This window comes from Chitinophaga sp. CC14, assembly GCF_048957795.1.
Lineage (GTDB): Bacteria > Bacteroidota > Bacteroidia > Chitinophagales > Chitinophagaceae > Chitinophaga > Chitinophaga ginsengisegetis.
This window is the reverse complement of record NZ_JARBFY010000005.1, coordinates 2007636-2028316: the sequence shown is the minus strand read 5'-3', so window position 1 is coordinate 2028316 and position 20681 is coordinate 2007636. Positions and strand designations below refer to the sequence as shown.

Below are 20681 nucleotides of genomic sequence, written 5' to 3'. Positions count from 1 at the left end.
TGGTTCAATTATACACCTTCACCATATATACAAAGTCTTCCAGTTTCTTAATCTGATCTACCCGGTTCATTCCTTCCAGGCGGCTCTTATGGTTCCAATCCTTCCGGGTTTGTTTATCTTTTGGCATTTCGTCCAGCAGATGTTTGAGGTGGGCAGATTTTACCGCAAAGGCAATACCATCGGAGGTAGTTTGTTTGCCGGTTACTATTCCCACTACATCTCCTTTGCTGTCGAGCAGCGGAGCGCCGCTGTTACCCGGGTTTACCGGGATAGATACCTGGTAGGCCGTAGTATCTCCGTTAAAACCTGTTTTGGCGCTGATATAACCTTTGCCATAAACAATTTCATCGCGGGGAAAGCCCATTGTGAATACTTCTTCGCCCAGTTTTACGCTTTGTGGTTTCAAAGCATAGGGCAGGGGTTGACTTTTAAAAGAAGAATCTGCAATCTTCAGTACCGCCAGATCGCTGGAAATATCTTCAAATATGCTGATAGCTTTAAAAGCTTCTCCTTTATTATTCTGAACATATACGGAGTCGGCGCCGGCTACTACATGATAGTTGGTAACGATATAGCCATTACCGGATACCGCGAAACCGGTACCACCATAGGTGCCCGGGTTTAACGGAGCCCTGCTCTTACTGTTCATATCACTGATGATGGCATTCTGGGAACGTTGAATATTATTCAGTACCCTTCTTACATCTTCGTATTGTGCAGTGGATTTATTTTTGGAAACATTCTGTATTACCGCGATGGTAGACAGGGAGGTAACCAGTGCTATACAGGCGGCGGCAGCCAGGTTGGTGATGGTTCTGCGACGGATGGTTAATCTTCTTGCAGTCTGGTTTTCTTCCTGTGCCTGTTTGCGGAGACTCGGCATATCCAGTTGCTGATGTACCTGGTTGAGCTTTGCCTGTAATTGTTGGCGTTTTCCGTAATTGCCCAGGTGTTGCAGAAACAGCTGGTGTTCTTCTACCTGTTTATTAACTAACGGGTTGGTATGACGTAAAGTTTCGAAAGCAGTTTTTTCCTGTTCGCTCATTTCCCCTTCCAGGTAACGCTCAATTTCACGTAATAAGATCATGTCTTCTTTCATGGCTGCTTTCTGCTTATAGTGGTGTTTTGTATTGATCAAAAAATAACTTCTTCAAACGCATCAGGCACTTGTACTTCTGGTTCTTGGCATTTTCGGCATTGGTGTATCCGAACTTTTCTGCTATTTCCTGCATAGATTTTTTATGCAGATAATAATCTTCCAGGATGGTTTGGCAGGGTTGACCAATACTGCTCATTGCCCCTTCCATGATCCTGAATTCCTGATCCCTTGCCTCATGTTCTTCCAGTTCTTCCGCGGCCGGAATTACTTCTTCCAGCTCAGGCGTTAAAGCATATAATCCGTAGGTACGGTGAACTTTTTTAAGCCACAGATGGCGGCAAACCGAATAAAGAAAGGTTTTTAGCCTGCTGCTTAAAGTAAAATCACTGGTTTGTACCTTTTCATATAATACTATAATAGCCTCCTGGAACACATCTTTTGCGTCGTCTTCCGAGCCATTATGCTGAAGGATCATTCGTAATACCACCGGAAAGTTCTCAGAATAGATGATTTCCAATGACTTATCCTCGCCTTTTGCCAGTCCCAGCAATAATTCCCGGTCTCTTGTTATGTCTTGATTTTGCTTCACTCTTAATACAGTTATTAGGCATTTGGTAACCCAAAGTAGCGAAAAAAAATATTTTTAAAAGTTTGGGTTACCTTTTAGGTGATCCCGGTATAAAGGTTAAATCATTCAAAAACAACTTAAATAATTGTAACATGAAGAACGTAATCAAAATTGGTTTCTTAGCTCTGTCTTTCGGTCTGTTCGCAGTTGCTTGCGGTGGTGCAAAAACTGAAACTGGTACCGACTCTACTGCTAGCGCTGCTGGTGCTACTATCGATTCAGCTGCTCAGGTAGCTACTTCTACTGTTGATTCTGTAGCTAACGCTGCAAAAGCAACTGTTGATTCTGCTGCTAAAACTGTTGATTCAGCTGCTGCTCATCACTAATCTGACTTTAGAATTTATAATTAACCGTTCCGGCTTAGCCTGAACGGTTTTTTTATGCCCCGTTTTTGATTATGGAAATATGTTTCTTTGAAAGTTATTCAATAAACGACCTTTATTATTAAAAAAAGCATATTTTTTGATATTACCCCTTGGATAATTAAAATCGTGCCGTATTTTTGTCCTACACTCAAAACGAGTAACAAATAATAATATGATACAGCAAACCTCTTTCGGCTTTTTTAGCTTTTATTATTTCTGGTACCAGAAATAGGGAGGTCGTTTGTAAAAGATAAAAGAACTACAAAAAGGCCTTCCGGAACCGGAAGGCCTTTTTTAATACCAAAAACAGGCATACAGCCAGCTGATGCCAACAACAGATAAACATATGTTACAGCCAGTTTCAGGCAATTACTTTTTTTATTACTTCTCTTACTTCTTTTATGCGAAGAAGCAGGGGACTCGTTTGCAATAACATACTTACATATAAAGTACAGCGCAAAGGGTCCCGGATCGGGACCCTTTCTGTTTTTAATAGCTAGTTGCTGTAGCAACTATAACTGAATAAAATCAATCACATACACATGAAAATTGCCATACAGGGGTTTGAAGGATGTTTTCACCAGGTTGCTGCCCAGGGGTATTTCGGTAAACAAACCGAAATAGAATGCTGTGCCTCCTTTGCAGAGCTGGTTAAAAAAGCAAAACAGCAAACCGATGTGGATGCAGGTATAATGGCCATCGAAAACTCAATTGCCGGTAGCATCTTACCAAACTACAGTCTTATTAAAAACTCTGGTCTGCACATCACCGGTGAAATTTATCTCCAGATCAACCAGCACCTCATGGTACTGCCCGGGCAAACAATGGAAGATATCAGGGAAGTACATTCCCATCCGATGGCCCTTTTGCAGTGTATGGATTTCCTGGAAAAGTACCCGCATATCAAACTGGTGGAAACAGAAGATACCGCCCTCAGTGCCAAACATGTAAGACAGAAGAAACTGAAAAGTACGGCTGCTATTGCAGGTAAACTGGCTGCGGAAATCTTTGAACTGGATATTATAGCGCCTAATATCCACACCAATAAAAATAACTATACCCGCTTCCTGGCCGTGTCCCGCACGCCGATCGCTACGCCGGAAGATGCCAATAAAGCATCCGTATACTTTCAAACGAGCCACGACAGGGGCAGCCTGGCTAAAGTGCTTACCCAGATTGCAGTGGCCGGCATCAACCTGTCGAAGCTGCAATCCTTTCCTATCCCGGCGAAAGAGTGGAATTATTACTTCCACGCCGATATGGAATTTGATAACGCCGCTCACTTTGAAAAAGCATTATCGAAAATAGAGCCACTCACAGAACACCTGAAAGTGCTGGGTATTTATAAAAAAGGAAAAACACATTAATCAGTTTTATGCAGATACAGGTCGCTAAAAGATTACAAGGCACAGAAGAATATTACTTCTCCAAAAAGCTCAGGGAAATTGAGGAAATGAACCAAACCGGTACAAAGGTGATCAACCTCGGTATCGGAAGCCCGGATCTGCCTCCTCATCCTTCAGTGGTGGCTGCATTGAACGAGAATGCCGCTTTGCCGAATACGCACAACTACCAGGGCTATAAAGGTATTCCCGCCCTGCGTAAAGCAATGGCAGACTGGTATCAACGCTATTACAACGTAACCCTGAACCCGGATACGGAAGTATTGCCGCTGATTGGTTCCAAAGAAGGGATTATGCATATCTGCATGACTTACCTGCAGGAAGGTGATGAAGCCCTGATCCCTAACCCGGGTTACCCTACCTACCGCTCTGCAGTGAACCTGAGTGGCGCTACTGTTGTTGATTATGACCTGACGGAAGAGAACAGCTGGCTGCCGGACCTGGATGCACTGGCCCAAAAAGACCTGAGCCGCGTGAAATTGATGTGGGTAAACTACCCGCATATGCCTACCGGCGCAAAAGTAAACAGGGAGTTTGCCGCAAAGCTCATCGCTTTCGCCAAACAACATAATATCCTTATCTGCCACGATAATCCGTACAGCTTCATCCTGAATGAGCAACCCGAAAGTTTGCTGCAGTTTGAAGGTGCAAAAGATGTGGTGCTGGAACTGAACTCCCTCAGCAAATCGTCCAATATGGCCGGATGGCGCATTGGTATGCTGGTGGGCAAGGCAGAGTGGATTGCACAGGTACTGCGCTTCAAAAGCAATATGGATTCCGGTATGTTCCAGCCTATGCAGATGGCCGCTGTAAAAGCACTGCAGCTGGGTAAAGACTGGTACGACGACTTAAATAAAATTTACCGTGCACGCAGGGAAAAAGTATTTCAGTTGCTGGATCTGCTGCATTGCACCTATGATAAAAACCAGGTAGGTATGTTCGTTTGGGCAAAAATACCTGCTACTAACGAAAACGGCTATACGCTCACTGATGAAATACTGCAAAAGGCACGTGTATTCATTACTCCGGGAGGAATATTCGGAAGTAACGGTAACGGCTATATCAGGGTGAGTTTGTGCCAGGATGAAAAAGTTTTCCAGGAAGCGATAGAACGTATCAAAACCAACGTAAAATGATTGCAACAATAATAGGAACGGGTTTAATCGGCGGCTCGCTCGCCATCACGCTGAAGGAAAAAGGCGTGGCGGAGCGGATCATCGGGGTAGATCAGAACCAGGAGCACCTGCAACGGGCGCTGGAGCTGAACATCATCGATGAAGGCGCCAGCCTGGAAGATGCCATGAAGCGCTCGAGCCTGGTGATACTGGCGATCCCGGTGGATGCAGTGCTGCAGGCCCTGCCCGCCATCATGGATAAAGCGCGCCCCGGACAGGTGATTATGGATGTAGGTTCTACCAAAGAAAAAATACTGCAACTCGTTGCCGGTCATCCCAACAGAGGACGCTTCGTAGCGGCCCATCCGATGGCCGGCACCGAGTACTCCGGCCCCGATGCAGCTGTACGCAACCTCTTCGTAAATAAAACGATGGTGCTCTGCGATGTGAAAAACAGCGATGAAGACGCCCTGGAAGTAGTGGAAAATATGGTAGACCAGCTGCAGATGCGCACTGTGTATATGAATGCAGAAGAGCACGACCTGCACACTGCCTATGTATCTCACATTTCTCACATCACTTCTTTCGCACTGGCATTAACCGTGTTGAAAAAAGAGAAAGAGTCAGGACGCATCTTTGAACTGGCAAGCGGTGGTTTTGAATCCACTGTACGGTTGGCGAAAAGCTCTCCTGATATGTGGGTACCTATCTTCAAACACAACCGGAACAATGTACTCGATGTACTGGACGAACATATCAGCCAGTTACAGCAGATGAAATCATTGCTGGAAAATGAAGACTACGACACCTTTTACAAATTGATTCAAAAATCCAATAAAATCAGGAAGATCCTGAAATAACTAAATTCTGATAATCTACTTAACTTCAATACTATGGTACAGACAATGGAACAGATATTATCTAAAACAAAATTCTCCGATCCGTCTTCCGATAAAAAGCCGTTGATCATTTCCGGACCCTGCAGTGCAGAAACCGAAGAGCAGGTATTAGCCACCGCACTGGCCCTGCAAAAAACAGGTAAAGTGGACGTTTTACGCGCCGGTATCTGGAAACCCCGTACCCGCCCCGGTTCTTTCGAAGGCATCGGTACAAAGGGTCTTGCATGGTTGCAGAAAGCCCGTGAAATCACAGGTCTGCCGCTGGCGGTGGAAGTAGCTACTGCGAAGCAGGTGGAAGATGCGCTGCATTTCGGTGTGGATATTCTGTGGGTAGGCGCACGTACTACCGTAAACCCTTTCTCTGTACAGGAAGTAGCTGACGCACTGAGAGGCGTGGACACTACCGTTTTAATTAAGAATCCTATCAATCCTGACCTGGAACTGTGGATTGGCGCTGTGGAAAGAATCCAGAAAGCAGGTATCAATAAAGTAGGTTTAATTCACCGTGGCTTCTCCAGCTATGGCAACACCCAATACCGTAATGCACCAATGTGGCACCTGGCTATTGAGCTGAAACGCCGTATGCCTGAACTGCCTATGATCTGCGATCCTTCGCATATCTCCGGTCGCCGCGATATTTTGCAGGAAGTTTCCCAGGAAGCCATTGACCTCGATTACGATGGACTGATGCTGGAAACACACGTAGATCCGGACAATGCCTGGAGCGATGCCAAACAACAGATCACGCCTGAAAAATTAGCAGACCTGCTGGATGGTATCACCTGGAGAAGAGAACATTCCGATAAAAAAGATTTCAACTCTGCACTGGAAAAACTGCGCGCGCAGATTAACCAGGTAGATGATGAAATTATGCTGTTGCTCGGCAACCGTATGAAAATTGCAGAAAAGATTGGTGTGTACAAGAAAGAAAATAACATCACCATCCTGCAAACAAACCGCTGGAATGAAATACTGGACCGCGCGGTGTCTAAAGGTGAGAAACTGGGCCTGACGAAAGATTTCATCGTGAAATATTTTGATGCAGTTCACCTGGAATCCATCAACCGCCAGAACAAAGTAATGAACGAAGATAAGTAGATCCATCAGCCGCCGGCTGTTGACACTAACAACAGCCGGCAGTAGTTTTTTCTGACAGCTAAAGCTAATCGCTCCATGCTCATACAAACCCACCAGTTTCAACAACAGGAAACCACCTATTTTTTAGGGGAAAGCCTGATGGAGTTGGGCAATCATGTAAACCGTCACAGGGCCGTACTGGTAATAGATGAAAATGTAGAATACTATCACGGTCATCATCTGCACAACTGGAACAAAATTGTGGTGCCCTCAGGGGAAGAATTAAAGAACATGGCTACGGTGGATAAGATCATCGATGGTCTTATTTCTTACGAAGCCGACCGCAAAACCACGCTGGTTGGTATTGGTGGCGGAATGCTTACTGATGTGGCAGGATTTGCTGCCAGCATATACATGCGTGGAATTCCTTTTGGCTTTGTACCTACTACATTATTGGCGCAGGTAGATGCTTCCATTGGCGGAAAGAATGGGGTGAGTCATGGTAAACAGAAAAACCTGCTAGGCATTATCCGCCAGCCGGAGTTTATCCTCTTCGATTATACCCTGCCGCTCACTATGCCGGCAGAAGAATGGCATAACGGCTTTGCTGAAATCATCAAATACGCGTGTATCATGGATGCAACGTTGTTTGATTATCTCGAAAATAACAAAGAAAAAGCACTGGCCCGCGATGTGGAAGTACTGCAATACCTGGTGGAAAAATCGGTAGCAGCAAAAACAAAGGTAGTACTGGAAGATGAGCTGGAAAACGGTCCGCGCAGATGGCTCAACTTTGGTCATACCCTCGGTCATGCTGTGGAAAAGCTTGAACATATAGCGCATGGAAAAGCAGTGGCCATAGGGATGGTAGCAGCTACCCGTTTTTCGGAAAAGCTGATGAACCTGCCGGCAGATCAAACGATCCGCCTGATAAAACTGATCAGCGATTACCAGCTGCCCGTAGCTTTTAACTCTGATAAAGACGCGGTGTTCGACATCTTTAAACTGGATAAAAAACGGGAGAAAGATGTAATACATTTTGTATTACTGGAGCAGATCGGGAAAGCAACCACCATGCCCATTCCCATTGCAGAACTGAAGTTGTTACTGCAGGAATTGTAAATTTTTTTCTAATTAATTAAAGGCAGACGAAATATACATATGCAAGTTACTGTATCACCAGCCATCATTAAAGGCACGGTTACGGCCAATCCTTCCAAAAGCGCCATGCAACGCGCTGTGGCAGCGGCTTTGCTGGCAAAAGGAAAGAGCATTATCCGTAATCCCGGCCTGAGCAATGATTGCCTGGCAGCACTGGAAGTAGCCGAAAACCTGGGTGCTAAAATCAAACGGGAATACGACTATTTCGAAATCACCAGCAACGGTGTAGCACCGTTTTATGATGAAATCAACTGCGGCGAATCCGGTTTGGGGATCCGTATGTTTACGCCCATCGCGGCGTTGTCGTCCCTGCCCATTACCATTGAAGGCCACGGTAGCTTAACCACCCGCCCGATGGATTTCTTCGAAGCCGTATTACCACAGCTCGATGTAAAATGCTCCACACAGGGCGGTAAATTGCCCCTGCATATCCAGGGACCGTTACATCCGAAAGATATTACGATCGATGGTTCCCTCAGCTCACAGTTCCTCACCGGCCTGCTCATGGCTTACGGTGCTGCAGCAGAAAACGTGACCATCACAGTAACAGATCTGAAAAGCAAACCATACATTGCGTTAACCCTTCAACTAATGGCGCACTTTGGCGTTCAGGTGGAAGAAAAGAATTTTGAAACCTTCCATTTCGGAAAGAAACAGGCGTATAACCCCTGCGACTATACGGTGGAAGGCGACTGGAGCGGTGCCGCATTCCTGCTGGTAGCTGCGGCAGTAGCCGGTAAAGCAGAAGTACAGCATCTCAACACGTCCTCTGCCCAGTCAGATAAAGCTATCCTGGAAGCATTGGAAAAAGCCGGCGCACATTTAATGTCCGGCGTGTTTACGGTAAATATAGAAAAAGGCGGGTTGAACGCATTTGAAATAGATGCCACCGACTGTCCCGATCTGTTCCCTCCGCTGGTAGCGCTGGCTGCTAACTGTAACGGCACTACGAAAATAAAAGGCGTGAGCCGTTTGGCTCATAAAGAAAGCGATCGCGGTTTAACACTGCAGGAGGAATTTGGCAAGATGGGTATTAAGATTGACCTTGAAGGCGATATCATGCTGGTACACGGCGGCACCGGTATTAAAGGCGCCCAGGTACATTCACATAACGACCACCGTATTGCGATGGCCTGTGCTGTAGCTGCTTTAACGGCAGACGGCCCGGTGATCATCGACAATGCAGAAGCAATCAACAAATCCTACCCGGAATTTTATGATCACCTGGAATTGTTGGGTGGTAAGGTGGCAGTAACCGTATAATTTCACTTTAAATCATCAGCGTGTGAACAGTTTTGGCAGATTATTCAGGGTAAATGTTTTTGGAGAATCACATGGCGCCAGCGTTGGCGTAAATATAGATGGCATACCGGCAGGTATCCCGTTAAAGCAGGAAGATTTCCTGGCAGACCTGGAACGTCGTAAAGGCGGTTCCAGAGGCACTACGCCCCGCAAGGAGGAAGACCTGCCCTTTATCAAATCAGGCGTTTTTAACGATTTCACTACCGGTGCACCTGTTACTATTCTTTTTGAAAATAACAATACCCGCAGCACTGATTACGAAAAGCTGCGGGAGTTTCCGCGTCCGGGGCATGCCGATTTTGTAGCGACCGAAAAGTTTGGCGGCTTTGAAGACTATCGCGGCGGCGGGCATTTCAGCGGCAGGCTCACCCTCAACCTGGTGGCAGCCGGTGTAATTGCCAAAAAGATCCTGGGCGAAGAGATCCAGGTAAATGCCACCATCACGGAAGTAGGAGGTAACCCTGATCCGGAAGCCGGACTGGAAGCCGCGATTGCAGCAAAAGATTCGGTAGGTGGTATCGTGGAGTGCGTGGTAAATGGCCTGCCCATTGGCCTGGGCGAACCTTTCTTTGATTCGCTGGAATCCGCGCTGGCGCACGCCGTTTTTGCAATTCCTGCTATCAAAGGTATTGAGTTTGGCGCCGGCTTTGCTGCTGCTAAAATGAAAGGACTCGAACATAACGATCCCATCATCGATAAAACCGGTAAAACGGCCTCCAATCATGCAGGTGGGGTAGTAGGCGGTATTACCAACGGGAACCCGCTGGTTTTCCGCATCGCGGTGAAACCTACCTCCAGTACACCTAAAGAACAACAAACCCTCAACATAAAAAGCGGGGAAGTGGAAACTTTCAGCGTGAAAGGCCGTCACGACCTTTGCATCGCGCTGCGCGTACCGGTGGTACTGGAAGCAGTTACCGCTATGGTACTGGCTGATTTCCTGTTGCTGGAACAACGCCGGCCGCGGGTGTTTGCTGCGAAGTAGGGATCGCCTTCGGCGATTGTCTTTTTCAGGATTAAACTGATTAGACTGATAACGCTGATTTGATTATATTTTGATTTTAAAAGATTAGGGAAGATAAAAGCGGATTTGCTTCTATCTTCCCTAATCTTTTTATAAAAAATCCTGAAAAACTAAATCAGTTCAATCAGCTTAATCAGTTTAATCCTGAAAAAGACAATCGCCGAAGGCGATCCTTTTACTGCTCAATCGCCAGCAGCTCCACATCGAATATCAGCGCTGCACCCGGGCCAATTTTCGGACCTGCACCACGATCGCCGTATGCCAGCTCAGAAGGAATGAAAAGACGCCATTTAGAGCCTACAGGCATTAACTGAAGGGCTTCTGTCCAGCCTTTGATCACGCCGCCTACCGGGAAGGAGATGGGCTGACCTCTGTCTACAGAGCTATCGAACACCGTACCATCGATTAATGTACCGTGATAATGCGTTTTTACTTTATCGGCGGCGGTAGGTTTAGGACCATCGCCTTCTTTCAGGATCTGGTACTGTAAACCATCAGGCAGCGTTACAACTCCTGGTTTGGATTTATTCTCCGCCAGGAATTTAAGTCCTGCTTCGCGGTTTTTGGCAGCTTTGTCTGCTTTCAGCTGCTGCAGATAATTACTTATGCTCATATCACATTGTTCTTTTGACAGTGTTAACGGTTTGTTCTTCAACGCATCCTGTACTGCTTTGGCCAGAAGGGCAGGATTCACATTTTCCAGTCCCTGGGCCTTCAGGTTCTCCGCAATACTAACTCCTATTCCGTAGCTCACGGAGTCCAGTTTGTTTTTCAATACCGGTGACTTAACGGCTGTTTTGGCCACGGGCTTCTTAGGTGCAGGTTTAGCCTGACTGAAACCTTGTACGGATAAGCATCCCAGGGCTCCTATGAACAGGTATTTTTTGTACTTCATAAATAATAGACAGAAATGTTAGTTAAAATAAGGCTTTTTAAAGATGATGCAAGTTAATCAATATAATATTTCGCCCGCAAGCCTTTTACCGGGATGACACCGTTGGCATCATCCCGGTAAATCATTACTTCACTACCGGCAGCACCACGTTGGAGGGATGCTGTGCATCGTGGTAGATGCGGATAGTGGCCTTTTTAAAATCTTTGTCAGTAGCCTTGTAAATATCCATGAACTGCTGCGGGTTCCGGTCTGACAGCGGGAACCAGCTGCTTTGTACCTGGATCATGATGCGGTGTCCTTTCTGGAAGGTATGCGCCACATCCGGCATAGTGAATTTCACTTCAGCAGGTTGATCAGGCACAAATGCTTCCGGCTTTTCAAAGCTGTTGCGGAATTTGCCGCGCATGATCTCTCCACGTACCAGCATCTGGTAGCCGCCCATCGGGTAGGTAGCGGAAGGCACCCTGCGATGTTCGGCAGGGGCGTCTTCTTCATATTTGAAATCGTCGGGGAATACGTCAATCACTTTCACGATGAAATCGGCATCTGTAGTGCTGGTGCTGGCAATCAGGTCTGCTACTACGGGGCCGGCCAGGGTAATGTCTTTGTCCAGTACTTCACTTTCAAATACAGCTACATCAGGTCTGCGGGCGGCAAAGCGCTGATCATCGGTCATATAGTTGATGGTACGGCCAAAATGTACGTCTTCTGTATACGGAACGGGTTTGGCCGGGTCGCTTACGTATTCGCTGAAGCTATTGGCAGCAGCGGGTTTGGTAAAGGAAAGCTTACCATCTTCCTGCAAATAAACAGGAGCGTCTTCCATGTTAGCCGGAGGCCATTTAGGGAGTTGTTTCCATTTGTTTTCGCCGGTGAAGAAAATAGTGGCTTCTGCGATATCAGGTGCAGCGCCTTTGCCTTTAAGGTAATAGTTGAAGAAAGGAATTTCAACATTTTGTGCGTAGTATTCGGCGGTGTTGCTGCCAAAGCGCACATTACCCAGGTGGGTGCCATCGTTGGATGCCCATTGACCGTGGTACCACGGTCCCATTACAATACGGTTGTTGGTAGCCGGACTTTTGGTTTCAATGGCCTGATAGGTATTCCACGCGCCGAAGCAATCTTCCGCATCAAACACGCCTCCTACAATCAACATAGCGGGTTTTACATTCTGCAGGAAGTTGCGCACGTTGCGGGCTTTCCACCAGCTGTCGTAAGTAGGATGTGCGTACATTTCATGCCAGAAGGTTACGCTGTCGCCGATGATCTTAGCGAAGTTGGGCAATGCGCCGGTTTCCAGGTAGTATTTGTAGTTGTCGTGCGTGTAGTAATCAATGCCCTTTGGCCCTTCCATAGTGGGTTTGGGATGCGGCTGGTCAAATACCGTATAAAAAGAGAAAGCGTCTGCGATAAAGAAAGCACCGTTGTGATGAAAATCATCTCCCAAAAACCAATCCGTAACAGGCGCCTGCGGACTCACCGCTTTCAGGGCCGGGTGGCCGCTCAGCGCAGCCATAGTAGAGTAGAAGCCGGGATAGGAAATACCAAATATTCCTACGTTACCGTTGTTGCCGCTGAGGTTTTTCACCAGCCAGTCGATGGTATCATAGGTATCACTGGCTTCATCAATATCTTTCTTTCCCTTTTTAGCAGGATTGAAAGGTCTTACATTTACAAATTTACCTTCACTCATCCAGGTGCCTCTTACATCCTGTATGACCATGATGTAGCCTTCTTTCAGGTATTCTTTGTAATGATTTTTATACAACGGACGGAAAGCATTTTCTCCATAAGGAGCGCAGGAATAAGGTGTGCGCGTCATCAGGATAGGATGTTTTTCCGATTGATCTTTCGGCAGGTAAATGGAAGTAAACAACTTAATGCCATCGCGCATGGTGATGTACACTTCCTTTTTAGTGTAGTGTTCATGCATCCAGAGTGAATCCTGGTTAACGGCCTTACACGCCGCAGGAATTACAAACAGCGCGGCACAGGCCAGCAGCAGCCATTTTCTCATAAACAGTTTATTTTAGATTTCGGGCTAATGTAATAAAAAAACGGGGGATGGCTGGCAGCTATGTGGGGAACGGTTACCGGCCCAGTTTCTCTTTTTCTTTCTTTGGTAAACTCGCCACTACCAACTCGTACGAATTTCTGATCCATTCCAGCAGCAGCTTATTGGGAATACCGGAGTGTACATCAACAGTATTCCAGTGTTTTTTATTCATGTGATAGCCGGGGATCACGCCTTCATAACGCTCCCGCAGCTCAACAGCTTCTTCCGGATCGCATTTGAGGTTAATAGATGCAAAATTTGAAAGGCCGCTGAGGGCAAATACTTTTCCGCAAACTTTATATACCAGGGTTTCATCTCCAAAAGGAAACTCTTCTGTAACGCCGGGTAGTGAAAGACAATATTCCTGAAATTGTGCAAGGTTCATGAGTAACAATTATATCTTGTTACAAAAGTCTGTAAAATTTCCGGGAATTATGGAAGTGGCCTGTAATGATACCGCCATTGGATGGTACTGGTAACACCGTTTTGTATGGACAACTCTGTAGTGTAAACGACCTGGCTATCGTGATCATCGCGGATATCCCGGAAGATATGGGTGATCTCAGTCTGACTGCCGCCAGGAGGGAGATGCTTTTCAGTGATCTTTTTTACATTGGTGCGACCGGCAAATAAGCGATGGTCCGGCCTCATTATAAATCGCAGATAAGGATATTGTTTGCCGAGTGCATAGAAAAAGTTAGGCGTGTCGTCATATTCAAACTGAGATATGCTGCTGGTATGCAGTGTGGTTTCTTCTCCGCCTGGCAGGGTGGGGGAGGCATAATAGCCATAACCATTGCGTGTTAAGTTGTTGAGCTGATCGCCGGAATAATTACAGGTGGTGATGGCTATCAATTGGCGCATATAATCGGCGCCCTTCTCTGTTATCAATGTATCTGTGAGTTCAATCAATTTGCCGCTGTCATCAAATGTAAATCGCATTGCGTCCGGTACCGTGTCATTTCTCCCTCCAGAGTATGGTGGGTACAGGAATCCTGTTATCTTAAATTCTCTTTCAGATGATTGTACCACATTTTTTTCCGACAATTTGAAATTGGCTCCGTCCTTTCGATAGAGAACTGTTCCTGTCAGCTTTCCATTGGCATCGGTTTTAAATTCCATATGCATAGTAGCCTGATCACTGCCGGGTTCATAATGGTCGAAGGTGGTTAGTTGCTGGTTATTGTTATAACCCAGCTGCTCATAGAGAATATTATCTCTATAAATCTGTGTTATCAGGCGAGTAACCTGTATGGGCGCTGGTCCCGTTGGTTCTTTCGGCCGATCTTTTTTCCGGCATCCGGTATTAGTCAATATTACAAGCGCAATGACGGGTAGCGTAATATATTTCATGGTATGATTTCGTTCTTAATCTGCTTTGATCACTTTATAGGTATAAGCAATTGTTTTATTAATGCCTGGAATACTTTGTGTTTGTGGATACTGTGTGGTATCATACATTTTATAGGTGATGGGGCAGATCTTCGGTGGTACATTGTCTGTTTTATACGTAAAAGCTGCTGTGAGGTGTTCACTCAAAAGGTAAGGATAATAGTTATCGGACGGATAGGGAAAATTATCACCGCCAATGGTGCGGAACAGCAGTGGGTTTTTTGATACCTGTGGAAACAATGGATTCTCCAGCGGAAGGTATGCAAGGTCAAATGTGTTCGAGAGTAATTCGGGTTCCCCGTTATATACATGATACCAGTTTATATCCTGAAACTGCGTGATATCTTTCCCGTTATACTGGTATTGTTTGTACAACACTGCCACTCCAACAACAATAGAAATGGTGTCTTTAGTGCCTACGAGGGTGAGCATTCTTTGATTGTTAGTCTGTAAATAATTAAGCGTATCGTATCCGGAAATTTCATTACCCAGTTCCCTGTAAAAGGTGGTGTAAATGATAAACCTGTCTGCATTCCACGCCACTGAATCCTTTTGGCTAAGACTTTTTATAGTATTATCATTTTCGTTATAATACCTGGCCATTGATACATAACCTTCCTGGTTATAGGTGTAGGCTATATAATTTTGCCAGATACGGTAAGTAGGATTGTAGTCCCATCTCTCCGTAACCTGGTGTTTGTCATTATAAACAAGACTGTCTTTGGGTACATTATTCACGCGGATCGTGGTAACGAGGTAAATATCTTTTGGTGGCTCCGGCCGGGGTGGGGGAGTAACGCTATTGTCTTTTTTGCACTGACAGGCCGGAGCTATTATGAGTAGCAAAAGCGCAGTATAGTACAGCAGGATTTTTACCGGATATAGTAAGGATAAACGCATAAATTGGATAACAACCTGTTAAAAATACCGATTTATTGATGGCTTCTGCGGGAAAAGTAAGGTCAAATTATCAAGCAGACGCTCCCGGAGTGCAGGTTTAGGATAAAACGCTGATATGGGGTAAATGTTACAAGCCGGCCCTGCAATAATATAGCCCTGTGCGTTAGCAGGTAAGCTACACGCACAGGGCCGGCACTTAAAAACTTTGGCGGATTATTTCTTGTTGATACTGATGATCACACGGGAATAACGGGCATAGGTGATCTCCACTTGCTGCCCTGCCCTGTATCCTTCCAACGCACCACGCATCCAGTAAAACAGGCGTTTTTTCTTATTCTCCAGCAGGATCATAATATTGGTTTGTGTATCATTGTTTTCCAGGTATACCGCTTCCATCGGCGCCTCCAGGGTGGCTTTCTGTAGGGCAGTCAGATCTTTTTTAATAGCCCAGTAGCGTATATCTGTTACTTTTATCAACGCAAATATCAATGCTATCACAAAGCATAACAGCCATACCCAGAACCAAAGGTTTTTGAAAGACAGGAGCGAATCATCCGCATCACCCAGGTTGTTGTGAGTGTATAAATAAATTTGCGGTATCACAGCAGCAATCAATAATAGCCCAAAACCGATAAGGGTGAATTTTGTTAACTGTTGCTTGTTTCTCTTCAGCGCGTCCTGTAATAAAAAATGTTCCTCAGTCGTAATAAAGGTGTAATCAGACATAGTTGTTAGATGGTTTTTCAGTAGGCTAATATATAGATAAACAATTAATTAATTAAAATTATATATATAATTTTTTATTTAGTGATTATCATTTTGCTTGTTTGCAGCCATTTTGTAATAATATGTGGTAAAATATTATTACATGTTTAAGAGAGATTTAATAGCTGTGGTAACTCATATCTGCATTTTTATTAACGGATATATAACTACTTTATGCCGTTTTGAATGGAAATAGTTTTCTAATTTGCCCCGCATTATAACCCATCATCTGTTATTCTTCCCCAATTGTTACCATGCAATCATAAATACTATAATAGTGAAAAGGATTTTTTTATTAGCCGCTGTCCTGTTATCGATCAGCTTTGCCGGCTACGCCCAGGATACTGCCCAGCTGGTAGTGGAAGGAAGAAAGAACAGCGCCACGCAGCAGTCGAGGCCCTATGTGATCATGATCTCCATTGATGGTTTCCGGTACGACTACGCCGAAAAATACAATGCACAAAACCTGCTGCGCCTGTCGGGAGCAGGCGTTCGCGCTACTGCTATGCAGCCGGCATTTCCATCCCTTACGTTTCCCAATCACTATTCCCTGGCTACTGGTCTTTACCCCGCCCATCACGGCCTGGTGGATAATTTTTTTTACGACCGTAAAAGAGATGCTGTTTACAAAGTGGGCAACCGCGATGCCGTGGAAGACGGCACCTGGTACAATGGTGTGCCATTATGGGTATTGGCGGAGAAACAGGAAATGATCAGCGCCAGCTATTTCTGGGTAGGATCAGAAAGCGCTATACAAAACATACGTCCTACCTACTATTTTAAGTACCAGGAAAAAACAAGGATCGATCAACGCATCCAAACAGTCATAAACTGGCTCCGCCTGCCGGAAGAACAACGCCCGCACCTCATTACCTTCTACTTCCCTGAAGTGGATCACATGGGACATTCCTGGGGACCAGACGCCGACAGTGTACGCAGCGCCGTACAATTTGTGGATGCCGCCATCGGCAAAATGGTGGCCGAAGCAGAGCAGCTGCATCTCCCGGTAAATTTTATCGTGGTATCCGATCACGGTATGATGCTGGCAGATACCACTCATACCATCACCCTGCCGGATGCACCCGTGCTGCAACCCCTGAAAAGTATACCTGGAAACGAAAAGGTAATGCTATACGGTAAAACCGACGAGGAAATCAAAGCCGCATATGATTATCTTAAACAACACGAAAATCATTATACTGCTTACCTGAAAAAGGAAACACCGGAAAGATGGCATTACGGTCAGGAAGATGTTTATAACCGTATCGGTGATATTATCCTGCTGGCAGAAGCTAACTATATATTTACACCGTCAAAAAAAGCAAGTCCGGGTCATCATGGGTATGACAATAACCTCACCAACATGAACGCCATCTTCATGGCCTGGGGACCGGCTTTTAAGCCACATACCCGTATCGCCACTTTCGAAAACGTACATGTGTACCCGTTAGTAGCAAGAATACTTGGCCTGGATATCACACAGCCTATCGATGGGCGCCTGGAAGTACTGGAGCCTGTCTTACAATAACCGTTATTTATCTTAAAAAAAAAGAGAAGGGGATAGACGTAACATCTATCCCCTTCTCTTTTAATATTTAAACCAACAGCTTATACCGCTGCTTCCTCATATGCACTTGCAGGTTCGCAGGTACAGATCAGGTTCCTGTCGCCGAATGTATTGTTGATACGGCTAACAGAAGGCCAGAATTTATTTGCCTTCACATATTCCAGCGGGAATGCTGCCTGCTGACGGCTGTATGGACGGGTCCATTCATCGGCAGTGATCACCTGTTGGGTATGCGGTGCATTTTTCAGTACGTTGTTTTGTTTATCGCTTTGTCCCAGTTCTACCGCACGAATCTCTTCACGGATAGCCAGCAGCGCATCGCAGAAGCGATCCAGCTCACCTTTATCCTCACTTTCAGTAGGCTCAATCATGATAGTGCCCGGAACCGGGAAGCTCATGGTAGGAGCGTGGAAGCCATAATCCATCAGACGTTTGGCCACATCTTCCGCTTCAATACCGGCAGCTGCTTTAAACGGACGGAGGTCCACAATGAATTCATGCGCACAGGTACCGTTAACACCGGTATACAGGATGTCATATGCTTTTTCCAGTCTTGCCTTCATATAGTTGGCATTCAGGATAGCAAATTCAGACGCCTGTTTAACGCCATTGAATCCAAGCATGCGGATGTAAGCGTAAGAGATCAGCAGGATGCTGGCAGAACCAAATGGCGCTGCAGATACGGCGTTGGATGGCTTGCCGTCATTCAGCGTAACGTGTCCTGGCAGGAATGGCGCCAGGTGTTTTGCTACGCAGATAGGGCCCATGCCGGGACCGCCGCCACCGTGAGGAATAGCGAAAGTTTTATGCAGGTTCAGGTGACAAACGTCTGCGCCAATCAGTCCGGGTGCGGTTAAACCTACCTGGGCGTTCATGTTGGCGCCGTCCATGTATACCTGTCCGCCGTGTTCGTGTATTGTAGCGCAGATATCTTTTACACTTTCTTCATATACACCATAGGTAGATGGATAAGTGATCATGATACCGGCGAGGTCTTTACTGTAGGTGGCTGCTTTTGCTTTCAGATCGTCTACATCGATGTAGCCGTTTTCCAGCGCTTTTACAATCACTACCTTGAAGCCTGCCATTACTGCAGATGCGGGGTTGGTACCGTGGGCGCTGATCGGGATCAGCATTACATTACGGTGGCCTTCACCTCTGCTCTTCTGGTATTCGCGGATCACCAGCAGGCCGGCGTATTCACCCTGTGCGCCACTGTTAGGCTGCAGGCTGCATGCGTCGAAGCCGGTAATTTTGCTGAGGTATTCTCCCAGTTCTTCAGCCATCTGTAAATAGCCGCCTACCTGGTTTTTCGGTGCAAATGGATGCATTTTGCTCCAGTGTGCCCAGCTCAAAGGAATCATCTCGGTAGCTGCATTCAGCTTCATGGTGCAGGAACCCAGGGAGATCATGGAAGTATTCAGGGAAAGATCCTTGTTTTCCAGCATCTTCAGGTAACGCATCATCAGCGATTCGCTGTGATAGCTGTTAAATACAGGATATTGCAGGTAAGGAGAAGTACGTTGCAGATCGGCAGGGATACCGGTGGTACCACCGGAAACGGCTGCTGCATCTGTAGTACCCGCGCCAAATACGTGCAGGATGTCGTTTACATCAGCAATGGTAGTGGTTTCATCAAGAGAGATACCCACATTGCCATTGGCGAAGTAACGGAAGTTGATACCCAGTGCTTCTGCAGCATCTTTTACATCAGCGCCTTCAACTACGATAGTATCGAAGAAGCTGTCTGACGCCAGCTTCAGACCTTTAGCCTTCAGCTTACCCGCCAGTGTATTGGTGAGCAGGGAAATACGGGTAGCAATATTTTTCAGCCCTTCCGGACCATGATATACAGCATACATGGCGGCCATATTGGCGAGCAATGCCTGTGCAGTACAGATATTGGAAGTTGCTTTTTCACGTTTGATGTGCTGTTCACGGGTTTGCAGTGCCATACGCAGCGCACGGCCGCCATTGGCATCAATGCTCACACCGATGATACGGCCGGGGATAGAACGTTTAAAATCGTCCTTTACGGCAAAGAAAGCAGCGTGCGGACCACCAAAGCCCAATGGAACACCAAAGCGTTGTGCAGAACCAAAGGCGGCATCAGCGCCCATGTCACCAGGGGAAGTAAGCAGGGTCAGTGCCAGCAGGTCTGTTGCCACACCTACAAATGCGCCCACTGCGTGTACCTGGTCAATGAAAGCACGGTAATCGGCTGCAGCACCCACGTTGTCGGGATACTGGATCAGCGCACCGAAATATAGTTCGTCGAAGGAAGCAGTTTTGTAATCGCCTGTCACTACTTCAATGTGAAGCGGGGTAGCGCGGGTATAAATTACATCCAGCGTTTGCGGATATACGTTGTTATCTACAAAAAATTTAGGTCTGGTTACATGGTCATGATCCTTATTCAGCGCATTGAAGAACATGGTCATGGCTTCTGCTGCGGCAGTGGCTTCATCCAGCAGGGAAGCATTGGCAATTGGCAGTCCTGTCAGATCACATACCATTGTCTGGTAGTTCAGCAGGCTTTCCAGGCGGCCCTGGGAAATTTCTGCCTGGTACGGCGTATACTGGGTATACCATCCTGGATTCTCAAATACATTACGCAGAATAACACTTGGTGTAATCGTATCAAAATAACCCTGGCCAATATAGTTGCGGTATACTTTGTTTTTCAGTGATATGTCCTTCAGATGACGGAGATAATCACTTTCACTCATCGCTGCAGGAATAGCCAGTGGCTGTTGCATACGGATGGCGCCCGGAACGGTTTTGCTGATCAGCTGGTCCAGGTTGGAGGCCCCGATGGTTTCCAGCATCTGGTTGGTCTCTCTTTCATTCGGCCCTATGTGACGGTGCACGAATTCATTTTGTTGAATATCAAAAAGATTCATGATGTAAGCAGGTAATTTGAAATAGAATGCGCAAAGCTATGCAGATTTTAAGCAACGGCCAAACAATCAATACTGGCGGGGGAAAACAGTGATAAATGATACTTCAGGGATGGGTGTATATGTCATAATT

18 protein-coding genes are annotated in these 20681 nt (G+C 46.1%); 9 read left to right on the top strand and 9 right to left on the bottom strand.

Features of this window, described 5'->3' with window-relative positions:
• Positions 1-4 precede the first annotated feature (4 nt).
• Both PV783_RS27660 and PV783_RS27655 read right to left on the bottom strand, forming a co-directional pair.
• Positions 5-1138 carry a S1C family serine protease gene (locus PV783_RS27660; protein ID WP_420990373.1) on the bottom strand — a complete coding sequence of 378 codons (1134 nt, stop codon included), beginning with the start codon at positions 1136-1138 and terminating at the stop codon, positions 5-7.
• Positions 1113-1688, bottom strand: coding sequence for an RNA polymerase sigma factor (locus PV783_RS27655; RefSeq protein WP_079470474.1), 576 nt, complete (start codon positions 1686-1688; stop codon positions 1113-1115). The genes PV783_RS27660 and PV783_RS27655 overlap by 26 nt, the downstream gene beginning before the upstream one ends.
• Positions 1689-1819: 131 nt before the next feature.
• Between PV783_RS27655 and PV783_RS27650 the strand changes: the two genes are divergently transcribed.
• The 8 genes from PV783_RS27650 to PV783_RS27615 all read left to right on the top strand — a co-directional run bounded on the left by PV783_RS27650 (position 1820) and on the right by PV783_RS27615 (position 10034).
• Positions 1820-2053 carry a hypothetical protein gene (locus PV783_RS27650; protein ID WP_079470473.1) on the top strand — a complete coding sequence of 78 codons (234 nt, stop codon included), beginning with the start codon at positions 1820-1822 and terminating at the stop codon, positions 2051-2053.
• Between the two features lie 581 nt (positions 2054-2634).
• Entirely contained in the window at positions 2635-3459 is an 825-nt protein-coding gene (locus tag PV783_RS27645) for a prephenate dehydratase (protein ID WP_363437199.1), read from the top strand.
• 8 nt (positions 3460-3467) lie between these two features.
• Positions 3468-4631 carry a pyridoxal phosphate-dependent aminotransferase gene (locus tag PV783_RS27640; protein ID WP_111577728.1) on the top strand — a complete coding sequence of 388 codons (1164 nt, stop codon included), beginning with the start codon at positions 3468-3470 and terminating at the stop codon, positions 4629-4631.
• Positions 4628-5470 (top strand): prephenate dehydrogenase, encoded by an 843-nt coding sequence (locus PV783_RS27635; protein ID WP_111577727.1) that lies wholly within the window; start codon positions 4628-4630, stop codon positions 5468-5470. Before PV783_RS27640 ends, PV783_RS27635 begins: the two co-directional genes overlap by 4 nt.
• 33 nt (positions 5471-5503) lie before the next feature.
• A complete protein-coding gene (locus tag PV783_RS27630; protein ID WP_227024498.1) occupies positions 5504-6607 on the top strand; it encodes a chorismate mutase in 1104 nt (367 codons plus the stop codon).
• Between the two features lie 75 nt (positions 6608-6682).
• Positions 6683-7708, top strand: a complete 1026-nt coding sequence (gene aroB, locus PV783_RS27625; protein ID WP_420990372.1) for a 3-dehydroquinate synthase — start codon at positions 6683-6685, stop codon at positions 7706-7708.
• Positions 7709-7747: 39 nt separating this feature from the next.
• Positions 7748-9010, top strand: coding sequence for a 3-phosphoshikimate 1-carboxyvinyltransferase (gene aroA, locus PV783_RS27620; protein ID WP_079470467.1), 1263 nt, complete (start codon positions 7748-7750; stop codon positions 9008-9010).
• Between the two features lie 22 nt (positions 9011-9032).
• On the top strand, positions 9033-10034 hold the full coding sequence (locus PV783_RS27615) for a chorismate synthase (protein WP_079470466.1): 1002 nt from the start codon (positions 9033-9035) through the stop codon (positions 10032-10034).
• 214 nt (positions 10035-10248) lie between these two features.
• Here PV783_RS27615 and PV783_RS27610 read toward each other — a convergent pair whose 3' ends face one another.
• The 6 genes from PV783_RS27610 to PV783_RS27585 all read right to left on the bottom strand — a co-directional run bounded on the left by PV783_RS27610 (position 10249) and on the right by PV783_RS27585 (position 16042).
• Positions 10249-10968, bottom strand: coding sequence for an FKBP-type peptidyl-prolyl cis-trans isomerase (locus PV783_RS27610; protein WP_079470465.1), 720 nt, complete (start codon positions 10966-10968; stop codon positions 10249-10251).
• 124 nt (positions 10969-11092) lie between these two features.
• On the bottom strand, positions 11093-12985 hold the full coding sequence (locus PV783_RS27605; protein ID WP_420990371.1) for a CocE/NonD family hydrolase: 1893 nt from the start codon (positions 12983-12985) through the stop codon (positions 11093-11095).
• Positions 12986-13058: 73 nt separating this feature from the next.
• Positions 13059-13409: an MmcQ/YjbR family DNA-binding protein gene (locus tag PV783_RS27600; protein WP_079470463.1), complete on the bottom strand. Its 351-nt coding sequence runs from the start codon at positions 13407-13409 to the stop codon at positions 13059-13061.
• Positions 13410-13456: 47 nt separating this feature from the next.
• A complete protein-coding gene (locus tag PV783_RS27595; protein WP_420990370.1) occupies positions 13457-14377 on the bottom strand; it encodes a hypothetical protein in 921 nt (306 codons plus the stop codon).
• Between the two features lie 15 nt (positions 14378-14392).
• Positions 14393-15262 (bottom strand): hypothetical protein, encoded by an 870-nt coding sequence (locus tag PV783_RS27590; protein ID WP_420990369.1) that lies wholly within the window; start codon positions 15260-15262, stop codon positions 14393-14395.
• Between the two features lie 267 nt (positions 15263-15529).
• The gene (locus tag PV783_RS27585) at positions 15530-16042 is read right to left on the bottom strand and encodes a hypothetical protein (protein WP_079470460.1); all 513 of its coding nucleotides are present in this window, start codon (positions 16040-16042) and stop codon (positions 15530-15532) included.
• Between the two features lie 316 nt (positions 16043-16358).
• On the opposite strand from PV783_RS27585, the gene PV783_RS27580 reads away from it, so the two are divergent.
• Positions 16359-17609: an ectonucleotide pyrophosphatase/phosphodiesterase gene (locus tag PV783_RS27580; RefSeq protein ID WP_111577723.1), complete on the top strand. Its 1251-nt coding sequence runs from the start codon at positions 16359-16361 to the stop codon at positions 17607-17609.
• Between the two features lie 80 nt (positions 17610-17689).
• Here PV783_RS27580 and gcvP read toward each other — a convergent pair whose 3' ends face one another.
• Entirely contained in the window at positions 17690-20551 is a 2862-nt protein-coding gene (gene gcvP, locus PV783_RS27575) for an aminomethyl-transferring glycine dehydrogenase (RefSeq protein WP_079470458.1), read from the bottom strand.
• Between the last annotated feature and the right edge of the window lie 130 nt (positions 20552-20681).

Coding starts and splice junctions, on each gene's coding strand:
- gcvP (WP_079470458.1), bottom strand. CDS start 20,551: ATGAATCTTTTTGATATTCAACAAAATGAATTCGTGCACCGTCACATA.
- PV783_RS27605 (WP_420990371.1), bottom strand. CDS start 12,985: ATGAGAAAATGGCTGCTGCTGGCCTGTGCCGCGCTGTTTGTAATTCCT.
- PV783_RS27595 (WP_420990370.1), bottom strand. CDS start 14,377: ATGAAATATATTACGCTACCCGTCATTGCGCTTGTAATATTGACTAAT.
- PV783_RS27585 (WP_079470460.1), bottom strand. CDS start 16,042: ATGTCTGATTACACCTTTATTACGACTGAGGAACATTTTTTATTACAG.
- PV783_RS27630 (WP_227024498.1), top strand. CDS start 5,504: ATGGTACAGACAATGGAACAGATATTATCTAAAACAAAATTCTCCGAT.
- aroB (WP_420990372.1), top strand. CDS start 6,683: ATGCTCATACAAACCCACCAGTTTCAACAACAGGAAACCACCTATTTT.
- PV783_RS27645 (WP_363437199.1), top strand. CDS start 2,635: ATGAAAATTGCCATACAGGGGTTTGAAGGATGTTTTCACCAGGTTGCT.
- aroA (WP_079470467.1), top strand. CDS start 7,748: ATGCAAGTTACTGTATCACCAGCCATCATTAAAGGCACGGTTACGGCC.
- PV783_RS27610 (WP_079470465.1), bottom strand. CDS start 10,968: ATGAAGTACAAAAAATACCTGTTCATAGGAGCCCTGGGATGCTTATCC.
- PV783_RS27600 (WP_079470463.1), bottom strand. CDS start 13,409: ATGAACCTTGCACAATTTCAGGAATATTGTCTTTCACTACCCGGCGTT.
- PV783_RS27640 (WP_111577728.1), top strand. CDS start 3,468: ATGCAGATACAGGTCGCTAAAAGATTACAAGGCACAGAAGAATATTAC.
- PV783_RS27650 (WP_079470473.1), top strand. CDS start 1,820: ATGAAGAACGTAATCAAAATTGGTTTCTTAGCTCTGTCTTTCGGTCTG.
- PV783_RS27635 (WP_111577727.1), top strand. CDS start 4,628: ATGATTGCAACAATAATAGGAACGGGTTTAATCGGCGGCTCGCTCGCC.